Here is a 19,423-nt window from a genome sequence, read left to right as displayed (position 1 = left end):
CGGTCGCCGCTCGGCGGGCTAACCGCCGATCAGCGGTCCCACAGCCCGGGCGGCGAGGCTCGGCTGCCGGGTGAGCGACTCCTCGGCGTCGGCGAGGGTCATCGCCCGCAGGCCGATGTTGATGCCGAGCCAGCGCAGCGGTTCGCGCTCCCAGGCGCGGGACCGGTGGCCGACCCACGGCAGCCGGGTCAGCTCGGTGTCGCGGCCCAGCACCAGGTCGCGCAGGGTGCGGCCGGCGAGGTTGGTGGTGCTGACGCCGTCGCCGACGTAGCCGCCCGCCCACGCGAGCCCGGTCGCGCGGTCGAGCCCGACCGAGGCGCACCAGTCGCGGGGGATGCCCAGGGCGCCACCCCACGCGTGGGTCACGCGGGTGCCGGCGAGCACCGGGAAGAGCGTGGTCATCGCGTCGTAGAGGCTGGCGAAGACCTTCTCGTCGTGGTCGAACCCCGGGCGGACCCGCGAGCCGAGGTGGTACGGCGCTCCCCGCCCGCCGAACACGAGCCGGTCGTCGGCCGTGCGCTGGCCGTAGACGATCAGGTGCCGGTGGTCGGTGAAGGTCTCCCGCCGGGCCAGCCCGATCCGGTCCCACACGTCGGCAGGCAGCGGCGCGGTGGCGATGACGAGCGAGTAGACCGGCGCGAGGGTGCGACGCTCCCCGGCCAGCGACGGGGTGTAGCCCTCGGTCGCCCGGACGACCGTGCCGGCCCGCACGGTGCCGTGCTTCGTCCGCGCGAGCCCCGGCTCGATGGCGGTGACGCGGGTGCGCTCGTGGATCGTGACGCCGCGCCGCTCGACCGCCCGTGCCAGGCCGCGGACGAGCTTGGCGGGGTGGATCGCCATGCAGTCGGGCGTGTACGTCGCCCCGCGCGTGCCGGTCGCGTCGAGGACGGCCGTGGCCTCGCGGCGGTCGAGCAGCCGCAGGTCGTCCTCCCCGCGGCCCCAGGACCGGGCGTGCTCCACCTCCGCGCGGGCGCGCCGCCACTGCGCACCGGTCCGGGCCACCGTGATCGTGCCGCCGTGGGCCAGGTCGGCGTCGATGCCCTCGGCGCGGGCGACCCGGGCGACCTCGTCGACCGTGGCCCGCATCGCGGCGTGCTGGGCCAGGGCCGCCTCGCGGCCGCTCGCCGCCGCCAGCTTGTCCAGGGAGGCGGGGAACAGGGCCGAGCACCAGCCGCCGTTGCGCCCGGAGGCGCCGTACCCCGCCACCTCGGCCTCGAGGACCACGATCCGCAGCGTCGGGTCGGCCTCGGCGAGGTAGTGGGCGGTCCACAGGCCGGTGTAGCCCGCACCGACGATCGCGACGTCGGCGTCGGTGTCGCCGGGCAGCGCCGCGCGCGGGGTCCAGTCGTCGCCGGCGGTGTCGTGCCAGAGCGACAACCGGTCGTAGGGCCGGTCGCGGCCGGGACGACGGAGGCTCAGCGCACGCCCCACGAGTAGGTCTGCTTGCGGAGCCGGAGGTACATGAAGGTCTCGGTGGCGACGACGCCCTCGATGGTCCGGATCCGGTCCGAGATCAGCTCGAGCAGGTGCTCGTCGCTCTCGCAGACGACCTCGACGAGGAGGTCGAAGGAGCCGGCGGTGACCACGACGTAGTCGACCTCCTCGAGCTCCGCGATGCGGTCGGCGGCCTTCTCGAGGGGACCGGTGACGCGGATGCCGACCATGGCCTGGCGGGCGAAGCCGAGCTCGAGCGGGTCGGTGACCGCGACGACCTGCATGACGCCGCTGTCGGTGAGCCGCTGGACGCGCTGCCGAACGGCCGCCTCGGAGAGCCCGACGACCTTGCCGATCGCCGCGTAGGAGCGTCGTCCGTCCTGCTGGAGCTGCTCGATGATCGCCTTGCTGACGTCGTCGAGCTGGGTCGGGGGCTTCCTCGTCATGGGCCGAAGCCTGTCAGGGGGAAAGGGTTCGGTCAAAGGTTTCGCGGGTGTCGCCGAAACAAGGGATTTCGTTGCGCAGAGGTTTCGGTTCGACGGGATCGCTTGTCGAGTGCCCCTGGGCATGACACGATCCGAGCATCGAGAGCGAACACTCGAAGGAGTCAGATGCCACGAGGAAGCGCGTCCGGCCGGCCCGGGCTGTCGCGCCGGGGACTGCTCAAGGGCGCGGGAGGACTGGCCTTCGGCGGGCTCAGCATCGCCGCGCTCGACCTGCCGTTCTTCGACGTCCCGGGAGCCCAGCAGGACCCGTTGACCTGCCGGGCGCGTGACGTGTCCGCCTCGGAGCGCGAGGTGGTGATCAGCAACTGGCCCGGCTACATCGACCCGCGGCGCCAGAAGGGCAACACGCGCGACGAGTTCGAGGCCCAGACGGGCATCACGGTGAAGTACACCGACGACATCAACGCCAACACCGAGTTCTACGCCAAGGTCAAGAACCAGCTCGGCACCTGCCAGCCGATCGGCCGCGACATGATCGTCCTGACCGACTGGATGGCCGCCCGGATGATCGGTCTGGGCTGGATCCAGCCGCTGGACGCCGCCAAGGTGCCCAACGTCCACCAGAACCTCCTCACGGCGCTGCGGGGGAGGGCGTGGGACAAGACCGCGAAGTACCACGCGCCGTGGCAGACCGGCTTCACCGGCATCGCCTACAACGCCGCCAAGACCGGTGAGATCAGGAGCTTCGGTGAGCTCCTGGACAACCCCGACCTCAAGGGCCGCGTCACGCTGCTCAACGAGATGCGCGACACGATGGGCTTCCTGCTCAAGCTCGTCGGCGCCGAGCCGCAGAACTTCACCGCGGACCAGTGGGCCAACGCGATCGACCGGCTCCGCGGCTCGGTCTCCAACGGCCAGATCCGGGCCTTCACCGGCAACGACTACACCCAGGACCTGGCGGCCGGGAACCTCCTGGCCTGCGAGGCCTGGTCCGGCGACGTGATCCAGCTCCAGTTCGACAACCCCGACATCAAGTTCGTGACGCCGGAGGAGGGCCTGGCCATCTGGAGCGACAACATGATGGTGCCCAACCTGGCCACCCACGAGGCCAACGCCGAGGAGTGGATCAACTTCTACTACGACCCGGTCAACGCCGCGAAGCTGGCGGCCTGGGTCAACTACATCTGCCCGGTCGAGGGCGCCCAGCAGGAGATGGAGAAGATCGATGCCTCCCTCGTCGACAACAAGCTGATCTTCCCCGACGAGGACATGCTGTCGAAGACGTGGGACTTCATGGCGCTCGATGACCGGCAGCAGATCCAGTACGAAGGAGAGTGGTCCGATGTCTCAGGTGGCTGAGAGCGACGTGGTGGACACGGCCGCGGAGTCCTTCGAGGGGCTGCGGCTGCGGGCGGTGACGAAGTCCTTCGGTGCCTTCGAGGCCGTCCACGACCTCGACCTCGACGTACCCCGTGGATCGTTCTTCGCTCTCCTCGGCCCCTCGGGCTGCGGCAAGACCACGACCCTGCGGATGGTGGCCGGCCTGGAGACGCCCACGGCCGGGACCATCACCCTCGCCGGGCAGGACATCACCGCCGCCAAGCCCTACCACCGGCCGGTCAACACGGTCTTCCAGAGCTACGCGCTGTTCCCGCACCTCGACATCTTCGAGAACGTCGCGTTCGGGCTGCGCCGTCGCAAGAAGGCCGACGTCAAGCAGCAGGTCGCCGACATGCTCGAGCTCGTCGAGCTGACCAGCCAGGCCCGCAAGAAGCCGGCCCAGCTGTCGGGCGGCCAGCAGCAACGGGTGGCGCTGGCCCGGGCGCTGATCAACAAGCCCGAGGTGCTGCTGCTCGACGAGCCGCTCGGGGCGCTCGACCTCAAGCTGCGCCGCTCGATGCAGATCGAGCTCAAGCGGATCCAGACCGAGGTCGGGCTGACCTTCATCCACGTCACCCACGACCAGGAAGAGGCCATGACCATGGCCGACACGGTCGCGGTGATGAACAAGGGCGTCATCGAGCAGATGGGTGCCCCCGCCGAGCTCTACGAGAACCCCCAGTCCACGTTCGTGGCCAACTTCCTGGGGCAGTCCAACCTGATCGAGGGCACCATCCGGTCCCGCGCCGCCGACGTGGTCAGCGTGGAGATGCACGGCATCGGGGTCACGGTCCCGACCGAGCGGACGCACGCCGAGGGCGACCAGGGCTGGGTCGGGATCCGGCCAGAGAAGGTGCTGATCGGGGAGGAGGGCGAGGCCCTCGACGCCCCGGGCAACACCATCCCCGGCGGCGTCGTCACCGACGTGAGCTTCTTCGGCGTCAGCACGCAGTACCTCGTCCGGATGCCGTGGGGCCAGGAGCTCCAGGTCTTCGAGCAGAACACCGGACGGCGCCGGATCTTCCGCCAGGGCGACCGCGTCGAACTCTCTTGGCGGCCCGAGTACGCCTTCCTGCTCGACCACAGCCAGGACGCCGAGGCCGGCGCCCAGCGACGCGAGGAGGGTTGATGAGCGAGACGGTCCGGCGCCGCGGTGGCACCGGCTACCTCCTGCTCCTGCCGGGGCTGCTCTGGCTCGGCCTGTTCTTCGTGGTGCCGCTCTACTCGCTGGTCGCGACGAGCCTGTTCGACCCGAGCGGCTCGGACTTCCGCGGCTACACGATGGACTGGTCGTGGAGCAACTACTCCGACGCGCTCTCGACGTACTGGAGCCCGCTGGTCAGGTCGCTGCTGTACGGCGGCGCCGCGACCCTGCTCTGCCTGCTGCTCGGCTACGTGCTGGCCTACGCGATCGCCTTCAAGTCCGGCCGGTGGAAGAACCTCCTGCTGGTGCTGGTGATCGCACCGTTCTTCACCAGCTTCCTGATCCGCACCCTGTCGTGGAAGCTGATCCTGGCCGACGACGGCTTCGTGGTGAACACCCTCCAGGCCGTGCACGTGCTCGGCGCGGACGGCCGGCTCCTGGCCACGCCGGCCGCCGTCATCGCGGGCCTGACCTACAACTTCCTGCCGTTCATGGTGCTGCCGCTCTTCGCCAGCCTCGACAAGATCGACCACCGGCTGATCGAGGCGTCCGGCGACCTCTACGCCAACCCGTTCGTCGGGTTCTGGAAGGTCACCTGGCCGCTGTCGCTGCCGGGCGTGGTCTCCGGGACGCTGCTGACGTTCATCCCGGCTGCCGGTGACTTCATCAACGTCCAGCTGCTGGGCAGCCCCAACCAGGCGATGGTCGGCACCAAGATCCAGAGCCTGTTCACCGACGCCAACGACTACCCGTCGGCGGCCGCGCTGTCGGTGATCCTGATGGTGCTGATCGTGGCGATGGTGCTCGTCTACGTCCGCCGGGCCGGGACGGAGGACCTGCTGTGATGCGCTGGTTCCGGGAACGGATCGTTCTCCTGCTCGGGCTGCTCGTCCTCGTCTACACGTTCGTGCCGATCGCGATCGTCATCGGGATGAGCTTCAACGACCCGCCGAGCCGCAACGTCTATGCGTTCCACAAGTTCACGCTGTCCAACTGGGCCAACCCGTGCCTGGACCCCAGCATGTGCTCGGCGCTGGGGCGCAGCGTCGAGATCGGGCTGCTCGCCACGCTCGGGGCGACCGTGCTCGGCACCCTCGCGGCGTTCGCGCTGGTGCGCCACGACTTCGTGGGCCGCTCGGCCACGAACCTGCTGATCTTCCTGCCGATGGCCGCGCCCGAGATCGTGATGGGCTCCTCGCTGCTGGCGCTCTTCGTGGCCGCCGGCTTCAGCGGGCAGCTGGGCTTCTGGACGATCCTGATCGCCCACGTGATGTTCTGCCTGTCCTTCGTCGTCGTGACCGTCCGGGCCCGGCTCGCCGGCATGGACGACACCCTCGAGCAGGCGGCGATGGACCTCTACGCCACCCCTGCCCAGACGTTCTGGCGGGTCACCTTCCCGCTGGTCTTCCCGGGCATCCTGGGCGCCGCGCTGCTGAGCTTCTCGCTCTCCTTCGACGACTTCATCATCACCAACCTCAACGCCGGCCAGACCACGACGTTCCCGATGTACGTCTGGGGCGTCGCCCAGCGCGGTGTCCCCATGCAGGTCAACGTGATCGGGACGGTGATGTTCCTCGTGTCGGTGCTGATCGTGCTGGGTGGCGAGGCCAACAACCGGCGCCGGAGCCGGGCGCTGACCTGACGTTGGCTCGATCGTGGTCTTGGGGTGGATGGGGGCGCGCCGCGTAGCCGATCGCGTCACGCCGTCAAGGAGCTTCGCCCGCTTCGCGGCGCCTTCGGCGTCCTTGACTGCGAGCCTCGCGCGATCGGCTTCAGGCGGCGGTCGGGGCGACGGCCCTCGCTGCGCTCGGCCGCCGCCCCGCCCCAGGCGCACCCTCGAACGGCCCCAGCGGTGAGCCAGCAACCGAACCCGACCTGGAAACGGTTCACCACCCACCGCCCGGCCGACCCGGCGGTGAGTCATGAACCGAGCCGGGCAGGGAAAGGGTTCACAGCTCACCGCTCTCGCCGGCGGGGCGGCCACGCGCGCGGGCGCGCTTCCCCATGACGTCCCGGGTGGTCAGACCAGGGACGAGGCCTTGTCCAGGACCACGCGCAGGATCTGCTCGATCTCGTCGAAGTGCTCCTGGGTGCAGATCAGCGGCGGGGAGAGCTGGATGACCGGGTCGCCCCGGTCGTCGGCGCGGCAGTAGAGGCCCTCGTCGTACAACGCCTTGGACAGGAAGCCGCGCAGCAGCTTCTCGGCCTCCTCGTCGTTGAAGGTCTCCTTGGTGTCCTTGTCCTTGACCAGCTCGATCCCGTAGAAGTAGCCGTCGCCGCGGACGTCGCCCACGATCGGCAGGTCCAGCAGCCGCTCCAGGGTGGCCCGGAACGCACCCTCGTTGTCGCGGACGTTCTCCAGCACACCCTCGTTCTCGAAGATGTCGAGGTTGGCCATCGCGACGGCCGCGGAGACCGGGTGGCCGCCGAAGGTGTAGCCGTGGGCGAAGGACTCGTGGCCCTGCAGGAAGGGCTCCATCAGCCGGTCCGAGGCGATCATCGCGCCGAGCGGTGCGTAGCCCGAGGTGATGCCCTTGGCGCAGGTGATCATGTCGGGCTGGTAGCCGTAGCGCTCCGCGCCGAACATGTGGCCGAGGCGGCCGAAAGCGCAGATCACCTCGTCGGAGACGAGCAGTACGTCGTGCTCGTCGCAGATCTCGCGGACCCGCTGGAAGTAGCCGGGCGGGGGCGGGAAGCAGCCGCCGGCGTTCTGCACCGGCTCGAGGAACACCGCGGCCACCGTGTCGGGACCCTCGTTCTCGATCGCGACCGCGATCTGGTCGGCGGCCCAGCGGCCGAAGGCCTCCGGGTCGCTGCCGTCGAGGAAGCCGCCGGTGATCTCCGAGGCGCGGTAGGCGTTGGTGTTGGGCACCCGGAACGTCGAGGGCACCAGCGGCTCGAACTGCTGCTTGAGCCCCGGCAGCCCGGTGATCGACAGCGCGCCCTGGGTGGTGCCGTGGTAGGCGATCGCGCGGCTGATCACCTTGTGCTTCATCGGCTTGCCGGTGAGCTTGAAGTAGTTCTTGGCGAGCTTCCACGCGGTCTCGACGGCCTCGCCGCCGCCGCTGGTGAAGAAGACGCGGTTGAGGTCACCCGGCGCGTAGCCGGCGACCCGCTCGGCCAGCTGGATCGCCGAGGGGTGCGCGTAGGACCACAGCGGCATGAACGCCAGCTCGCGGGCCTGGGCGGCCGCGGCGTCGGCGAGCTCGGTGCGTCCGTGACCCAGCTGGGAGACGAAGAGCCCGGCGAGCGCGTCGAGGTAGCGCTTGCCCTTGGCGTCCCAGATGTAGGGACCCTCGCCCCGCACGATGACCGGCACGTCGGCGTGGTCATAGGTGGAGTGCCGCGTGAAGTGCATCCACAGGTGGTCCTTGGCGGCGCGCTGGAGGTGGTCGTAGTCCGGGTGCATACGGACCATCGTGGACGGTTCACCCCCCGACAGGCAAGCGAATCCGTGGTGCGGGGCCAGATTTCACACGGATTTCGTTGCCTAAGGGTTACGGCTCCACCGTCGTCTCGCCTAGGCTCGCGCCATGGCAGACCTGACCTTCCGCAATGTCATCAACGGTGAGCTCGTCGAGTCCGCCGCCGGCACGACGTACGACGTCGTCGACCCGACCACGGGAGCGACGTACGCGCAGGCCCCGCTGTCGGGGGCCGAGGACGTCGACCGCGCCTACACCGCGGCCGCCCGCGCCTTCGAGGAGTGGGGCGACACGACGCCGTCCGAGCGGCAGCAGGCGCTGCTCAAGATCGCCGACGCCCTCGAGAAGCGCGCCGACGAGTTCGTGCGGGTCGAGTCCCAGGACACCGGCAAGCCGCTCGGCCTCACCGCCAGCGAGGAGCTGCCGCCGAGCGTGGACCAGATCCGCTTCTTCGCCGGCGCCGCCCGCGTGCTCGAGGGACGCTCGGCGGGGGAGTACATGAAGGACCACACCTCCTTCGTCCGCCGCGAGCCGATCGGCGTGGTCGGCCAGGTGACTCCCTGGAACTACCCGCTGATGATGATGGTCTGGAAGATCGCGCCCGCCCTCGCGGCCGGCAACACCATCGTCCTCAAGCCCAGCGACACGACGCCGGCGAGCTCGACGCTGCTCGCCGAGCTCGCCCAGGAGTTCCTGCCGCCCGGCGTCCTCAACGTCGTCTGTGGCGACCGCGACACGGGCCGGCTCGTGGTCGAGCACCCGACCCCCCAGATGGTCTCGATCACCGGCTCGGTCCGCGCGGGCATGGAGGTCGCGGGCTCCGCGGCTGCCCAGCTCAAGCGCGCCCACCTCGAGCTCGGCGGCAAGGCGCCGGTGATCGTCTTCGACGACGCGGACATCGAGAAGGCGGCCGCCGGCATCGCCGAGGCCGGCTACTTCAACGCCGGCCAGGACTGCACCGCCGCCACCCGCGTCCTCGCCGGGCCGGGCGTCCACGACGAGTTCGTCGCCGCGCTCACCGAGCAGGCGCGCGGCACCAGCACCGGCCTCCCCGACGACGAGGACGCGCTCTACGGCGCCCTCAACAACGAGAACCAGCTCGCCCGGGTGACCGGCATGGTCGACCGGCTGCCCGACCACGCGAAGATCGAGACCGGGGGCAAGCGGCAGGGGGAGCAGGGCTACTTCTACGAGCCGACCGTGCTCTCCGGCCTCCGCCAGGACGACGAGCAGGTGCAGGACGAGATCTTCGGCCCGGTCATCACCGTGCAGCGCTTCTCGGACGAGGCCGAGGCGCTCCGGTGGGCCAACGGCGTGCAGTACGGCCTGGCCTCCTCGGTGTGGACCCGCGACCACGGCCGCGCCATGCGGATGGCCAAGCACCTCGACTTCGGCGCGGTGTGGATCAACACCCACATCCCGATCGTCGCCGAGATGCCCCACGGCGGCTTCAAGCACTCCGGCTACGGCAAGGACCTCTCCATGTACGGGCTCGAGGACTACACCCGGATCAAGCACGTGATGAGCTACATCGGTGACTGACCCGATGCGGATCCTGCTCGTCGGGGCGGGCGGGGTCGGGTCGGCCTTCGCCGCGATCGCCGCGCGCCGCGACTTCTTCGAGGCGGTCGTCGTCGCCGACTACGACCCGGCCCGTGCCGAGAAGGCGGCGGCGCAGGACGGCCGGTACGTCGCGGCGCAGGTCGACGCCTCGTCGGTGGAGTCGGTGACCGCGCTCTGCCGTGAGCACCGGATCACGCACGTGATGAACGCCGTCGACCCGGTCTTCAACATGCCGGTGTTCGAGGGGGCCTTTGCTGCGGGCGCGGACTACCTCGACATGGCGATGTCGCTCTCGACGCCCCACCCGGAGGCGCCGTACGAGAAGACGGGCGTGAAGCTCGGAGACCACCAGTTCGAGGCGGCCCCCGCCTGGGGGGAGGCGGGCCGTCTGGCGCTGGTCGGCATCGGTGTGGAGCCGGGGCTGTCCGACGTCTTCGCGCGGTACGCCGCGGACCACCTGTTCAGCGAGATCGACGAGCTCGGCACCCGCGACGGGGCCAACCTCGTCGTGACCGACGACGACGGCAACGAGATCTTCGCGCCGTCGTTCTCGATGTGGACCACGATCGAGGAGTGCCTCAACCCGCCCGTGATCTGGCAGGACGGGGAGTGGCACACCACCGAGCCGTTCTCCGAGCCGGAGGTCTTCGACTTCCCCGAGGGGATCGGGCCGGTGGAGTGCGTCAACGTGGAGCACGAGGAGGTCCTCCTCATGCCGCGCTGGGTCGACTGCAAGCGGGCGACGTTCAAGTACGGCCTCGGCGACGAGTTCATCGGCATCCTCAAGGTGCTGCACACGCTCGGCCTGGACCGCACCGAGAAGGTCCGGGTCAAGGCCGCTTCTGGTGGGCACTGTGAGGTGAGCCCGCGGGACGTGGTGGCCGCGGTGCTGCCGGACCCGGCGACCGTCGGCCCGCGCATGAAGGGCAAGACCTGCGCCGGCCTGTGGGTCACGGGCACCGGCAAGGACGGCGAGGGGAACCCGACCGGGCCGCGGTCGACGTACCTCTACCACGTCGTGGACAACGAGTGGTCGATGCAGGAGTACGGCCACCAGTGCGTGGTCTGGCAGACCGCGATCAACCCCGTCGTGGCCCTGGAGCTGCTCGCCACCGGCACCTGGTCGGGGACCGGCGTGCTGGGGCCCGAGGCCTTCGACGCGGTGCCGTTCCTGGAGCTGCTGACCGCCTACGGGAGCCCGTGGGGGATCAAGGAGCTCGACGCCTGACCAGCAGCCCTCGGCGGTTTCGGCCAGATCGGACGCATCACGATGGTGTAAATCGTTGTCAAGATGGCACCGGACGATGGAAATCGAAGGGCGACCTTCGCTACCGTTCCGACATGTCGGCGATTTCCCTGCGCGGCCTGAGCAAGCACTTCGCTGACGTGCGGGCCGTGGACGACCTCGACCTCGACATCGCCGAGGGCGAGTTCTTCTCCATGCTCGGCCCGTCCGGATCGGGCAAGACCACCGTGCTGCGACTGATCGCCGGCTTCGAGACGCCGACCTCGGGCCGGGTGCTGCTCGGCGAGCACGACGTGACCGATCGCCCGCCCAACCGGCGCGACGTCAACACCGTCTTCCAGGACTACGCGATCTTCCCGCACATGAGCGTGCGGCAGAACGTCGAGTACGGCCTGCGCGTCAAGAAGGTCCCGCGCGACGAGCGCCGCAAGCGAGCCCTCGAGGCGCTGGCCACCGTCCGCCTCGAGGGGTACGCCGATCGCCGCCCGCACCAGCTGTCCGGTGGCCAGCGCCAGCGCGTCGCGCTGGCCCGCGCGCTGGTCAACCGGCCCCAGGTGCTGCTGCTCGACGAGCCGCTCGGCGCGCTCGACCTCAAGCTGCGCCGCGAGATGCAGATCGAGCTCAAGCAGATCCAGCGCGAGGTCGGCATCACCTTCGTGTTCGTGACCCACGACCAGGAGGAGGCGCTGACGATGAGCGACCGGATCGCGGTGTTCAACGAGGGCCGCATCGAGCAGCTCGCCACCCCTGTCGAGCTCTACGAGCGGCCCGCCAGCTCGTTCGTGGCCGGCTTCGTCGGCACCTCCAACCTGCTGCAGGGCGAGGTGTCCCGGACCCTGCTCGGCGAGGACGGCACCTTCGTGATCCGACCGGAGAAGGTCTCGATGGTCGCCCCGGACCGCGCCCCCGACGGCGACGACGGCACGTGTGTCGCGCGGGGTGTCGTCCGCGAGGTCGTCTACCTCGGTGCCACGACGCACTCGGTCGTCGACCTCGATGCGGGCGCGACCCTGACCGTGTCCCACCAGAACAGTGACCGCTCGATCGACGCCGCGCTGGAGCGGCGCGACCACCCCGTCGTGCTCACCTGGCAGCGCGACAACCTCGTGTCCCTGGCCGGCTCCGGCCCGGGGGCGTCCCCTGAGGAGGAGACAGCATGATGAACAGAAGCTCCGGGCGGCTCGCCGCCCTCGCCGGCGTCGCACTGCTGGCGGTGCTCTCGGGGTGCGGCACCAGCAGCGACACGAGCTCGAGCGGCGGCGGGAGCAACGGGTTCACCCCTCCCGACGTGCCGATGAAGGAGTCGATCGGCGACATGGAGGGCGAGGTCAACATCCTCGCCTGGGCGGGCTACGCCGAGGACGGAAGCAACAGCCCGAAGTACGACTGGGTCACGCCGTTCGAGAAGCAGACCGGCTGCCAGGCCAACGTGAAGGTGTTCAACACCTCCGACGAGGCCGTCAAGCTGATGCAGACCAACCAGTACGACGTCGCCTCGGCCTCCGGCGACGCCTCGCTGCGGCTGATCGCCTCCGGTGACGCGGCTCCCGTGAACACCGACCTGGTCAAGAGCTACGCCGACATCGTGCCGTTCCTCAAGGACCGCGCCTGGAACTCCGTCGACGGCCAGATGTACGGCATCCCGCACGGCTGGGGAGCCAACCTGCTCTCGTACAACTCCGACGTGGTCAAGCCGGCACCCACGAGCTGGAGCGCGGTGTTCGACGACGCCTCCAAGTACAAGGGCAAGGTGACGGCGTACGACTCGCCGATCTACATCGCCGACGCCGGTCTCTACCTCATGAAGCACCAGCCCGACCTCGGCATCACCAACCCCTACGCCCTCGACCAGGACCAGCTCGCCGCCGCGGTGGACCTGCTCAAGGCCCAGCGGAAGAACATCTCGGAGTACTGGGCGAACTACCTGCAGAACGTCCAGGCCCTGACCACGGGCGACACCGTGATCGGGACGACCTGGCAGATCAACGCCAGCCTCGCCGCGGGGGAGGGCGCCCCCATCAAGACCGTCTTCCCGGAGGAGACGTCGACCGGGTGGTCGGACACCTGGATGGTCAGTGCGGCGTCGAAGCACTCCAACTGTGCCTACGCGTGGATGGACTACATCACCAGCCCCGGCCCCCAGGCCGAGGTGGCGGAGTACTTCGGTGAGGCCCCGGCCAACGCCAAGGCGTGCGACCTCACCGTGAACAAGAAGCACTGCGAGGAGTACCACGCGACCGACCAGGCGTTCTCGGACAAGATCTGGTACTGGACCACGCCGATCTCCCAGTGCCTCGACGGGCGCACCGACGTGAAGTGCACCGACTACGGCGACTGGACCCAGGCCTGGACCGAGATCAAGGGCTGACCGTGACGCAGACGCGGACCCGCACCGCGTTGCTCCTGACTCCGCCGCTCCTGTGGCTCGGGGTGGCCTACCTCGGCGCGCTCGCGGCCCTGCTGATCACGTCGCTGTGGACCCAGGACGACTTCACCGGCCAGATCCAGCGGCACTGGACGCTGGACAACTTCCGCGACCTGCTGACCATCGACGTCTACCGGACCATCACCGTGCGGACGCTGGCGATCGCGGCCTTCGTGACCGTCATCGACGCGGTGCTGGCCTTCCCGATCGCGCTCTACATGGCCAAGGTGGCCTCACCGCGGCTCCAGCGCCTGCTGGTGATCGCCGTGCTGATGCCGCTCTGGGCGTCGTACCTCGTCAAGGCCTACGCCTGGCGCGGGATGCTGTCCCAAGGTGGGCTCCTCGACTGGGTCCTGGGCCCGCTGGGGCTGCACTCGCCCGGCTACGGCCTGTTCGCGACGACGATGACGCTGGCCTACCTGTGGCTGCCCTACATGATCCTGCCGGTGTACGCCGGTCTCCAGCGGCTGCCCGACTCGATGCTGGAGGCGTCGGCGGACCTCGGGGCCCACGCCTGGACGACCGTGGTCCGGGTGGTGCTGCCGACGGCCTTCCCCGCCCTGGTGGCCGGGTCGATCTTCACGTTCTCGCTGTCGATGGGCGACTTCATCGCGGTCAGCATCGTCGGCGGCACCAGCCAGCTGCTCGGCAACGTCGTCTACAACAACATCGGCGCCGCCAACAACCTGCCGTTCGCCGCGGCAGTGACCACGGTGCCCATCGCCGTCATGCTCATCTACCTGGCCGTGGTCCGACGGACCGGCGCGCTGGACAACCTGTAGGGGAGGCCGCGATGACGATGTCCCGAGGCATGCGCGCCGCGCTGATGGCGTTCACCGCGCTGGTGCTGCTCGTGATCTACACACCGCTGGTGCTGGTGGTGCTCAACTCGTTCAACGTCGACCGCACGTTCACGTGGCCGCCGCCCGACCTGACCCTGAAGTGGTGGGACGCCGCCTGGCACAGCAGTGGCGCCCGGTCGGCGCTGTGGACCAGCGTGGAGGTGGCCCTCCTGGCGACCGCGGTCGCGCTGGTGCTCGGCACGCTGGCCAGCCTCGGCCTGCAGCGCACGCGGTTCTTCGGGCGCAACCTCGTCTCGCTCGTGATCATCCTGCCGATCGCGCTGCCCGGCATCGTGACCGGCATCGCGCTCAGCAACGCGTTCACCACGATCCTCGGGGTCGGGCTGAGCCTGGTCACGGTGGTCGTCGCCCACGCGACGTTCTGCATCGTCACGGTGTTCAACAACGTGCAGGCACGTCTCCAGCGGCTCGGGGGCAACTTCGAGCAGGCCTCGATGGACCTGGGCGCGGGACCCTTCACGACCTTCCGGCTGGTCACCTTCCCGATGCTCCGCTCGGCGCTGCTGGCCGGGGCGCTGCTGTCGTTCGGTCTGTCCTTCGACGAGATCGTCGTGACCACCTTCACCATCAGCGCGACCGACCAGACGCTGCCGATCTGGATCTTCCAGAACCTCTTCCGGCCCAACCAGGGACCCGTCGTCAACGTGGTCGCGGCCGTGCTGGTGCTGCTCTCGGCGGTCCCGATCTACCTCGCTCAGCGGCTGTCGTCCGGCGCGGGGGAGACGGTGCGCTGACGCGACACCGAGCCGGTGTGGTGCTCCGGTTGCGGTCGATCTGGGAGCCCACACCGACTCGGTGCGTCAGGGGTTGTGCGGGGATGTCTCAGGCAGTGGCGGCGAACGCCTCGGACACGACGTCGAGTCCCTCCTCGAGCAGGGCGTCCGAGATCGACAGGGGAGGCAGGAAGCGGAACACGTTGCCCCAGGTGCCGCAGGTCAGGGTGACGACGCCGTGGGCGTGGCACCAGGCCGACACGGCGGCCGCGCGGGCCGGCTCGGGGTCGCCCCCGAGACCGGTCCCCGGGGTGCGGAGCTCGATGGCCATCATCGCTCCGCGTCCGCGCACGTCGCCGATCACCGGGTGCTCAGCGGCCAGTGCACCGAGCCGCTTCTCCATGAGCACTCCGATGTCCCGGGCTCGCGCGGCCAGGTCGTGGGTGTGCATCTCCTCGATCGCGCCGAGGGCGGCGGCGCAGGCGACCGGGTTGCCGCCGTAGGTGCCGCCGAGGCCGCCGACGTGCACGGCGTCCATGAGCTCGGCGCGGCCGGTCACGGCCGCGAGCGGCAGCCCGCCGGCGATGCCCTTCGCCGTGGTGACCAGGTCGGGCACGACGCCCTCGTGGTCGCAGGCGAACCAGTCGCCGGTCCGGCAGAAGCCGGTCTGGATCTCGTCGGCGACGAACAGGACGCCGTTGGCCGCGCACCAGGCCGAGATCGCCGGCAGGAAGCCCGGCGCGGGTACGACGAAGCCGCCCTCGCCCTGGATCGGCTCGATCACGACGCACGCGAGGCTGCCGGCGCCCACCTGCTTCTCCAGTACGTCGATCGCCGCGGCGGCCGCCTGGGCACCGGACCGCCCGTCGAGGTAGGGGTAGCTCATCGGCGCCCGGTAGACCTCGCCCGCGAACGGCCCGAAGCCGTGCTTGTAGGGCATCGCCTTGGCGGTCATGGCCATCGTGAGGTTGGTGCGCCCGTGGTAGGCGTGGTCGAACACCGCGACCGCGTCCCGGCCGGTCGCCACGCGGGCGATCTTGACGGCGTTCTCGACCGCCTCCGCGCCGGAGTTGAAGAGGGCCGACTTCTTGGCGTGCACCCCGGGGGTCAGCTCGGCCAGCTCGGCGCAGACGTCCACGTAGCCGTCGTATGGGGTGATCATGAAGCAGGTGTGGGTGAACGCGTCGACCTGCTCGTGCACCCGCCGGACCACCGACGGCGCGGAGTTGCCGACCGACGTGACGGCGATCCCCGACCCGAGGTCGATCAGGGCGTTGCCGTCGACGTCGTGGAGGATGCCGCCGCCGGCCGCGGTCACGAAGACCGGGAGCATCGTGCCCACCCCGTCGGCGACGAACGCGCGCTTGCGCTCGAGCCGCTCCAGGGACCGGGGACCGGGGATGTCGGTGACGAGTCGTCGCTCCTGCGGAAGGCCGGGGCCCCCGGAGGTCGGGTGGGTCATGCTGCGAGAGTAGCGGCGCTCCTCCCCCTTTCGCGACGGAAAGGACTGCCAAATCTAGACATCGCGACGGAATCCGCGCGAAATGCTGCTAGAGACTACGGAGCCGCTCCTCGATCCTCCGGCTCATCGCGTGGAGCTCCTTGGCCCTGCAGAGCTCCAGGGCCTCGCCGAGCAGCCGTTGCTCCTCGGCACGATCTCCCCGCAGGCGGGCCGCCTCGCTGACCACCACGCGTATCCGTGGACGCATGATGCTCAGGTCGCCCCGGTCGACGGTCTCGACGGCCTCGGTCGCCCGCCGGGCCGCCTCCTCGAGATCACCCTCGCGGGCCGCGACGACGCAGTGACCCATCGCCACCAGGGCCAGGCTGAGCACGTCGTGCCGCGACGTCACGGCCTCCGCCTCCGCCAGGATCTCGCGCACACGGTCGAGCGGCGCGTCCAGCGCCAGCAGCACCCCTGCTTGCTGGGCCAGATCGGTCGAGGCGAAGGCGAGGCCGCCCCAGCGCCGGTGCCGGGCGATGCTGCGCTCGAAGTAGGTGATGGCCTCCGGGTAGTTGCCGAGGAGGAGGTTGGCCTCGGCCAGGGTCGCGGTCAGCTCGTCCGCGTCCGCGGGGTCGAGCGCCGCCGCGGCGCGCCCGGCCGCCTCCACGAGCGCCGCCGAGTCCGGCGTGGCCATCGCGGCGGCGCACATGGCGGCGTACACCTGCATCCAGACCCGGAACAGCCGTGACCGGCCCGGCAGCGCGGCCAGCCGCGCGGTGTTCTCGGCAGTCACCGACATCGGCCTCGTCCCGAACATGAGCGCGAAGGGCCGGACCGACTCGGCATGCCGCGCGGGGGCGCCCCCGAGCCCCGCCTCCTCCTCGCTCAGCCGCAGGAGCTCGTCGAACTGCGCGAGCATCTCGACCCCGTGCATCGCCACCACCAACGCCTGGTCGAGACGGACCAGGTCGTCGGCGGCGCGGGCCAGGTCGGCGAGCTCGCGGGCGGCGGTTGCGAGGTCGGCGGGATCGACATCCTCGGCCCCGGTCAACGCGTGCGAGAGCCGCCAGGCGCGCACGTACGCCACGTCGATGCCGGCCGGCGGGTCGTCCAGGGTGGCGGCGTACTCCTCGATCAGGGCCTTCGAGTCCGCGATCCGGCCGCGCCCCAGCAACAGTGCGTTCAGCCGGGCCATCAGGTCGCGGCGCGCTGCCGGGGCGAGTCCCGAGAGGGTGAGTGCCCCCCGGAGCAGCCCTTCCGCCGCGGGGCTGTCGTCGCGGTCGACGGCCTCCTGGGCAGCGGCCGCGAGGGTCGTCGCGGCCCGGATGGCCAGGCCGATCGCCTCCGGGGACCCGGGTGTCACCTCGTGCCGGAGGCGGGCGGCGGCCTCGAGGTGGTGGGCCACGAAGGCGACGCGCTCGGGGCCGGCGTCCGAGGCCGAGGTCTCCAGTCGCGCGGCGAAGCGCTCGTGCAGCTCCGCGCGCAGCTCCTTCGGCAGGGCGGCGTACGCCGCCTCGCGGACCAGCACGTGCCGGAACGCCCAGGTGTCCCCCTGGCGGCCGCGGGTCCGGCGGAGCAGGTCGCGCCGGGCGAGGACCGACAGGAGGTGCTCGACCGTCGCGGCGTCGTCGACCAGGGCGAGGGCGTCGTACGTCGTCAGCTCCAGGCCCACCACCGAGACCCGCTCGAGCAGTTGACGCTCGGCCACGGGCAGCCGGTCGAGCCGGGCGGCGATCAGGGCGCTGACCGTCGGCGGCACCCGCGCCTGCGACAGGTCGCCGACGAGGACCCAGCCGGCCCCGTCGTCCTGGACGAGCACCCCCTCCTCGACGAGGTGCGCGGTGATCTCCTCGACGAACAGCGGGTTGCCACCGGCCCAGTCGGCGACGGCGACGGCGACCTCGGGCGGGACTGGACCGCCCAGCAGTCCGGTGATCGAGGTGCCGGTCTGGGCGGTGCTGAAGGGGTCGAGGGCGAAGAGCGTGGAGTTCAGGGAGCCGCCGCCCCAGCCGGGCTGACGGTCCAGCAGCTCGGGCCGGGCCTGGCACACGAAGAGGAGGGGGAGGTCTGCCACCTCGTCGCGGACCCGCTCCAGCAGCTCGACGAGCGTCGGCTCGGCCCAGTGCAGGTCGTCGACGGTGACGACGAGCGGGCGGCGCAGGGCGAGCTGCTCGAGCACCCGGGCCACCGACCACGAGGTCTGGTCGCACCGACCGGGCTCGCCCGACCCGCCCAGGAGGGGCAGGACCAGCTCGACGACCTGCTCCCAGTCAGGGACGCCCTCACCGAGCCGGGCCACGACGTGCCGGGTGCCCTCCTCGGACTCGTTGCCGGTGAGTCCGAGGGCCTGGCGCAGCAGCTGGACGACCGGCCAGTAGGTGATGCCCTGGCCGTAGGAGACGCAGCGCCCGCCGACGACCTGGGCGCGGTCGCCGATGCGCCGGACGAAGTCGTCGACCAACCGGGTCTTGCCGATCCCGGGGTCGCCGAGCACGGTGACCAGGTGGCCGCGCCGCGACTCCAGGGTCCGGTCGAGGGTGACGTCGAGGACCTCCGCCTCCCGGTCGCGCCCGACCAGCGGGGTCTCGGGGCGGCGGACCCGCCCCTCCGCCGCGTCGGTCACCGAGATCAGGGCATGGGCCACCACGGGCTGGGACTTGCCCTTCGCCGCGATGGCCAGGGCCTGCCCGACCTCGACCGAGTCGCGCACGAGGGCGAGGGTCGCGGCGCCCAGCAGCACCTGCCCGGGCGCGGCGGCCTGCTCCAGCCGGGCCGCCGTGTTGACCGCGTCGCCGGTCACGAACGAGCCACCGGCGTACGCCGCGCCGGTGACGACCGAGCCGGTGTTGACGCCCGTGCGGACCAGCAGGCTGGTGCCCAGGGTCCGCTCGATCTCCGCGGACAGAGCCGCCACCGCGGCCGTCAGGTCGTGGGCGGCCCGCACCGCTCGGAGCGCGTCGTCCTCCCGCACCTCCGGCACCCCGAAGACGGCGAGGACGGCGTCACCCACGAACTTCTCCACCTGCCCGCCGTGCCGCTCGACCGCCTCCCGCGCGACCGCGAAGTAGCGCGTCATCAGCCGCCGGTAGGCCTCGGGGTCCAGCTGCTCGCCCATCGCGGTGGAGCCGGTCACGTCGCTGAACAGCAGGGTCACCGTGCGCCGGTTCTCCGGCTGGGACCCCGGTGCCACCCGGGCGCCGCACTCCGGGCAGAAGCGCGCCGTCGGGGCGAGGACTGCCAGGCACTCCTCGCACCTCCGGTCACCGGTCGGCGACGCGCTCATGACCGGAGCGTAGACCCGCCCCGGGGGACCGGGGAGGCTCAGAGGCGGGCCAGGCAG

15 protein-coding genes are annotated in these 19,423 nt (G+C 70.7%); 10 read left to right on the top strand and 5 right to left on the bottom strand.

All coding sequences use genetic code 11. The features are described 5' to 3' along the window. Positions 1-18 precede the first annotated feature (18 nt). Positions 19-1,431, bottom strand: coding sequence for an NAD(P)/FAD-dependent oxidoreductase (locus tag FB382_RS11910; RefSeq protein WP_343055584.1), 1,413 nt, complete (start codon positions 1,429-1,431; stop codon positions 19-21). Next, complete coding sequence (locus FB382_RS11905; RefSeq protein ID WP_125038786.1) at positions 1,416-1,880, bottom strand: Lrp/AsnC family transcriptional regulator; 465 nt, start codon at positions 1,878-1,880, stop codon at positions 1,416-1,418. Before FB382_RS11905 ends, FB382_RS11910 begins: the two co-directional genes overlap by 16 nt. 165 nt (positions 1,881-2,045) lie before the next feature. Between FB382_RS11905 and FB382_RS11900 the strand changes: the two genes are divergently transcribed. From FB382_RS11900 to FB382_RS11885, 4 genes are read left to right on the top strand one after another with little or no spacing between them, the layout of a single operon-like run. Then, the gene (locus FB382_RS11900; RefSeq protein WP_182539392.1) at positions 2,046-3,239 is read left to right on the top strand and encodes an ABC transporter substrate-binding protein; all 1,194 of its coding nucleotides are present in this window, start codon (positions 2,046-2,048) and stop codon (positions 3,237-3,239) included. Then, positions 3,232-4,389, top strand: a complete 1,158-nt coding sequence (locus tag FB382_RS11895) for an ABC transporter ATP-binding protein (protein ID WP_343055583.1) — start codon at positions 3,232-3,234, stop codon at positions 4,387-4,389. The genes FB382_RS11900 and FB382_RS11895 overlap by 8 nt, the downstream gene beginning before the upstream one ends. Continuing rightward, on the top strand, positions 4,389-5,249 hold the full coding sequence (locus tag FB382_RS11890) for an ABC transporter permease (RefSeq protein WP_125038783.1): 861 nt from the start codon (positions 4,389-4,391) through the stop codon (positions 5,247-5,249). Before FB382_RS11895 ends, FB382_RS11890 begins: the two co-directional genes overlap by 1 nt. Continuing rightward, entirely contained in the window at positions 5,249-6,046 is a 798-nt protein-coding gene (locus FB382_RS11885) for an ABC transporter permease (protein ID WP_125038782.1), read from the top strand. Before FB382_RS11890 ends, FB382_RS11885 begins: the two co-directional genes overlap by 1 nt. A gap of 378 nt (positions 6,047-6,424) precedes the next feature. On the opposite strand, the gene FB382_RS11880 is transcribed toward FB382_RS11885, so the two are convergent. Further along, the gene (locus FB382_RS11880) at positions 6,425-7,813 is read right to left on the bottom strand and encodes an aspartate aminotransferase family protein (RefSeq protein WP_182539388.1); all 1,389 of its coding nucleotides are present in this window, start codon (positions 7,811-7,813) and stop codon (positions 6,425-6,427) included. A gap of 124 nt (positions 7,814-7,937) precedes the next feature. On the opposite strand from FB382_RS11880, the gene FB382_RS11875 reads away from it, so the two are divergent. The 6 genes from FB382_RS11875 (at position 7,938) to FB382_RS11850 (ending at position 14,660) form a co-directional block, all read left to right on the top strand. Next, on the top strand, positions 7,938-9,371 hold the full coding sequence (locus FB382_RS11875; RefSeq protein ID WP_182539386.1) for a gamma-aminobutyraldehyde dehydrogenase: 1,434 nt from the start codon (positions 7,938-7,940) through the stop codon (positions 9,369-9,371). Continuing rightward, complete coding sequence (locus FB382_RS11870) at positions 9,364-10,620, top strand: saccharopine dehydrogenase family protein (protein ID WP_343055582.1); 1,257 nt, start codon at positions 9,364-9,366, stop codon at positions 10,618-10,620. Before FB382_RS11875 ends, FB382_RS11870 begins: the two co-directional genes overlap by 8 nt. Before the next feature lie 113 nt (positions 10,621-10,733). Then, on the top strand, positions 10,734-11,798 hold the full coding sequence (locus tag FB382_RS11865) for an ABC transporter ATP-binding protein (RefSeq protein WP_182539384.1): 1,065 nt from the start codon (positions 10,734-10,736) through the stop codon (positions 11,796-11,798). After that, on the top strand, positions 11,795-13,006 hold the full coding sequence (locus tag FB382_RS11860; protein WP_182539382.1) for an ABC transporter substrate-binding protein: 1,212 nt from the start codon (positions 11,795-11,797) through the stop codon (positions 13,004-13,006). Before FB382_RS11865 ends, FB382_RS11860 begins: the two co-directional genes overlap by 4 nt. 2 nt (positions 13,007-13,008) lie before the next feature. Continuing rightward, positions 13,009-13,845, top strand: a complete 837-nt coding sequence (locus tag FB382_RS11855; protein ID WP_343055581.1) for an ABC transporter permease — start codon at positions 13,009-13,011, stop codon at positions 13,843-13,845. 11 nt (positions 13,846-13,856) lie between these two features. Further along, complete coding sequence (locus FB382_RS11850) at positions 13,857-14,660, top strand: ABC transporter permease (RefSeq protein WP_182539380.1); 804 nt, start codon at positions 13,857-13,859, stop codon at positions 14,658-14,660. An 88-nt stretch (positions 14,661-14,748) separates the two neighbouring features. On the opposite strand, the gene gabT is transcribed toward FB382_RS11850, so the two are convergent. Beyond that, positions 14,749-16,101 (bottom strand): 4-aminobutyrate--2-oxoglutarate transaminase, encoded by a 1,353-nt coding sequence (gene gabT, locus FB382_RS11845; RefSeq protein WP_182539377.1) that lies wholly within the window; start codon positions 16,099-16,101, stop codon positions 14,749-14,751. A gap of 88 nt (positions 16,102-16,189) precedes the next feature. Beyond that, complete coding sequence (locus FB382_RS11840; protein WP_182539375.1) at positions 16,190-19,366, bottom strand: adenylate/guanylate cyclase domain-containing protein; 3,177 nt, start codon at positions 19,364-19,366, stop codon at positions 16,190-16,192. Positions 19,367-19,423: the final 57 nt, after the last annotated feature.

The sequence above is a fragment of the Nocardioides ginsengisegetis genome (genome assembly GCF_014138045.1).
Lineage (GTDB): Bacteria > Actinomycetota > Actinomycetes > Propionibacteriales > Nocardioidaceae > Nocardioides > Nocardioides ginsengisegetis.
The sequence above is the reverse complement of the archived record's forward strand: the minus strand, read 5'-3'. Positions and strand labels throughout refer to the sequence as shown.

Bases quoted from the DNA above. Each gene is read 5' to 3' on its own strand.
- gabT (WP_182539377.1), bottom strand. From the start codon at position 16,101: ATGACCCACCCGACCTCCGGGGGCCCCGGCCTTCCGCAGGAGCGACGA.
- FB382_RS11885 (WP_125038782.1), top strand. From the start codon at position 5,249: ATGCGCTGGTTCCGGGAACGGATCGTTCTCCTGCTCGGGCTGCTCGTC.
- FB382_RS11850 (WP_182539380.1), top strand. From the start codon at position 13,857: ATGACGATGTCCCGAGGCATGCGCGCCGCGCTGATGGCGTTCACCGCG.
- FB382_RS11875 (WP_182539386.1), top strand. From the start codon at position 7,938: ATGGCAGACCTGACCTTCCGCAATGTCATCAACGGTGAGCTCGTCGAG.
- FB382_RS11890 (WP_125038783.1), top strand. From the start codon at position 4,389: ATGAGCGAGACGGTCCGGCGCCGCGGTGGCACCGGCTACCTCCTGCTC.
- FB382_RS11840 (WP_182539375.1), bottom strand. From the start codon at position 19,366: ATGAGCGCGTCGCCGACCGGTGACCGGAGGTGCGAGGAGTGCCTGGCA.
- FB382_RS11900 (WP_182539392.1), top strand. From the start codon at position 2,046: ATGCCACGAGGAAGCGCGTCCGGCCGGCCCGGGCTGTCGCGCCGGGGA.
- FB382_RS11860 (WP_182539382.1), top strand. From the start codon at position 11,795: ATGATGAACAGAAGCTCCGGGCGGCTCGCCGCCCTCGCCGGCGTCGCA.
- FB382_RS11880 (WP_182539388.1), bottom strand. From the start codon at position 7,813: ATGCACCCGGACTACGACCACCTCCAGCGCGCCGCCAAGGACCACCTG.
- FB382_RS11905 (WP_125038786.1), bottom strand. From the start codon at position 1,880: ATGACGAGGAAGCCCCCGACCCAGCTCGACGACGTCAGCAAGGCGATC.
- FB382_RS11865 (WP_182539384.1), top strand. From the start codon at position 10,734: ATGTCGGCGATTTCCCTGCGCGGCCTGAGCAAGCACTTCGCTGACGTG.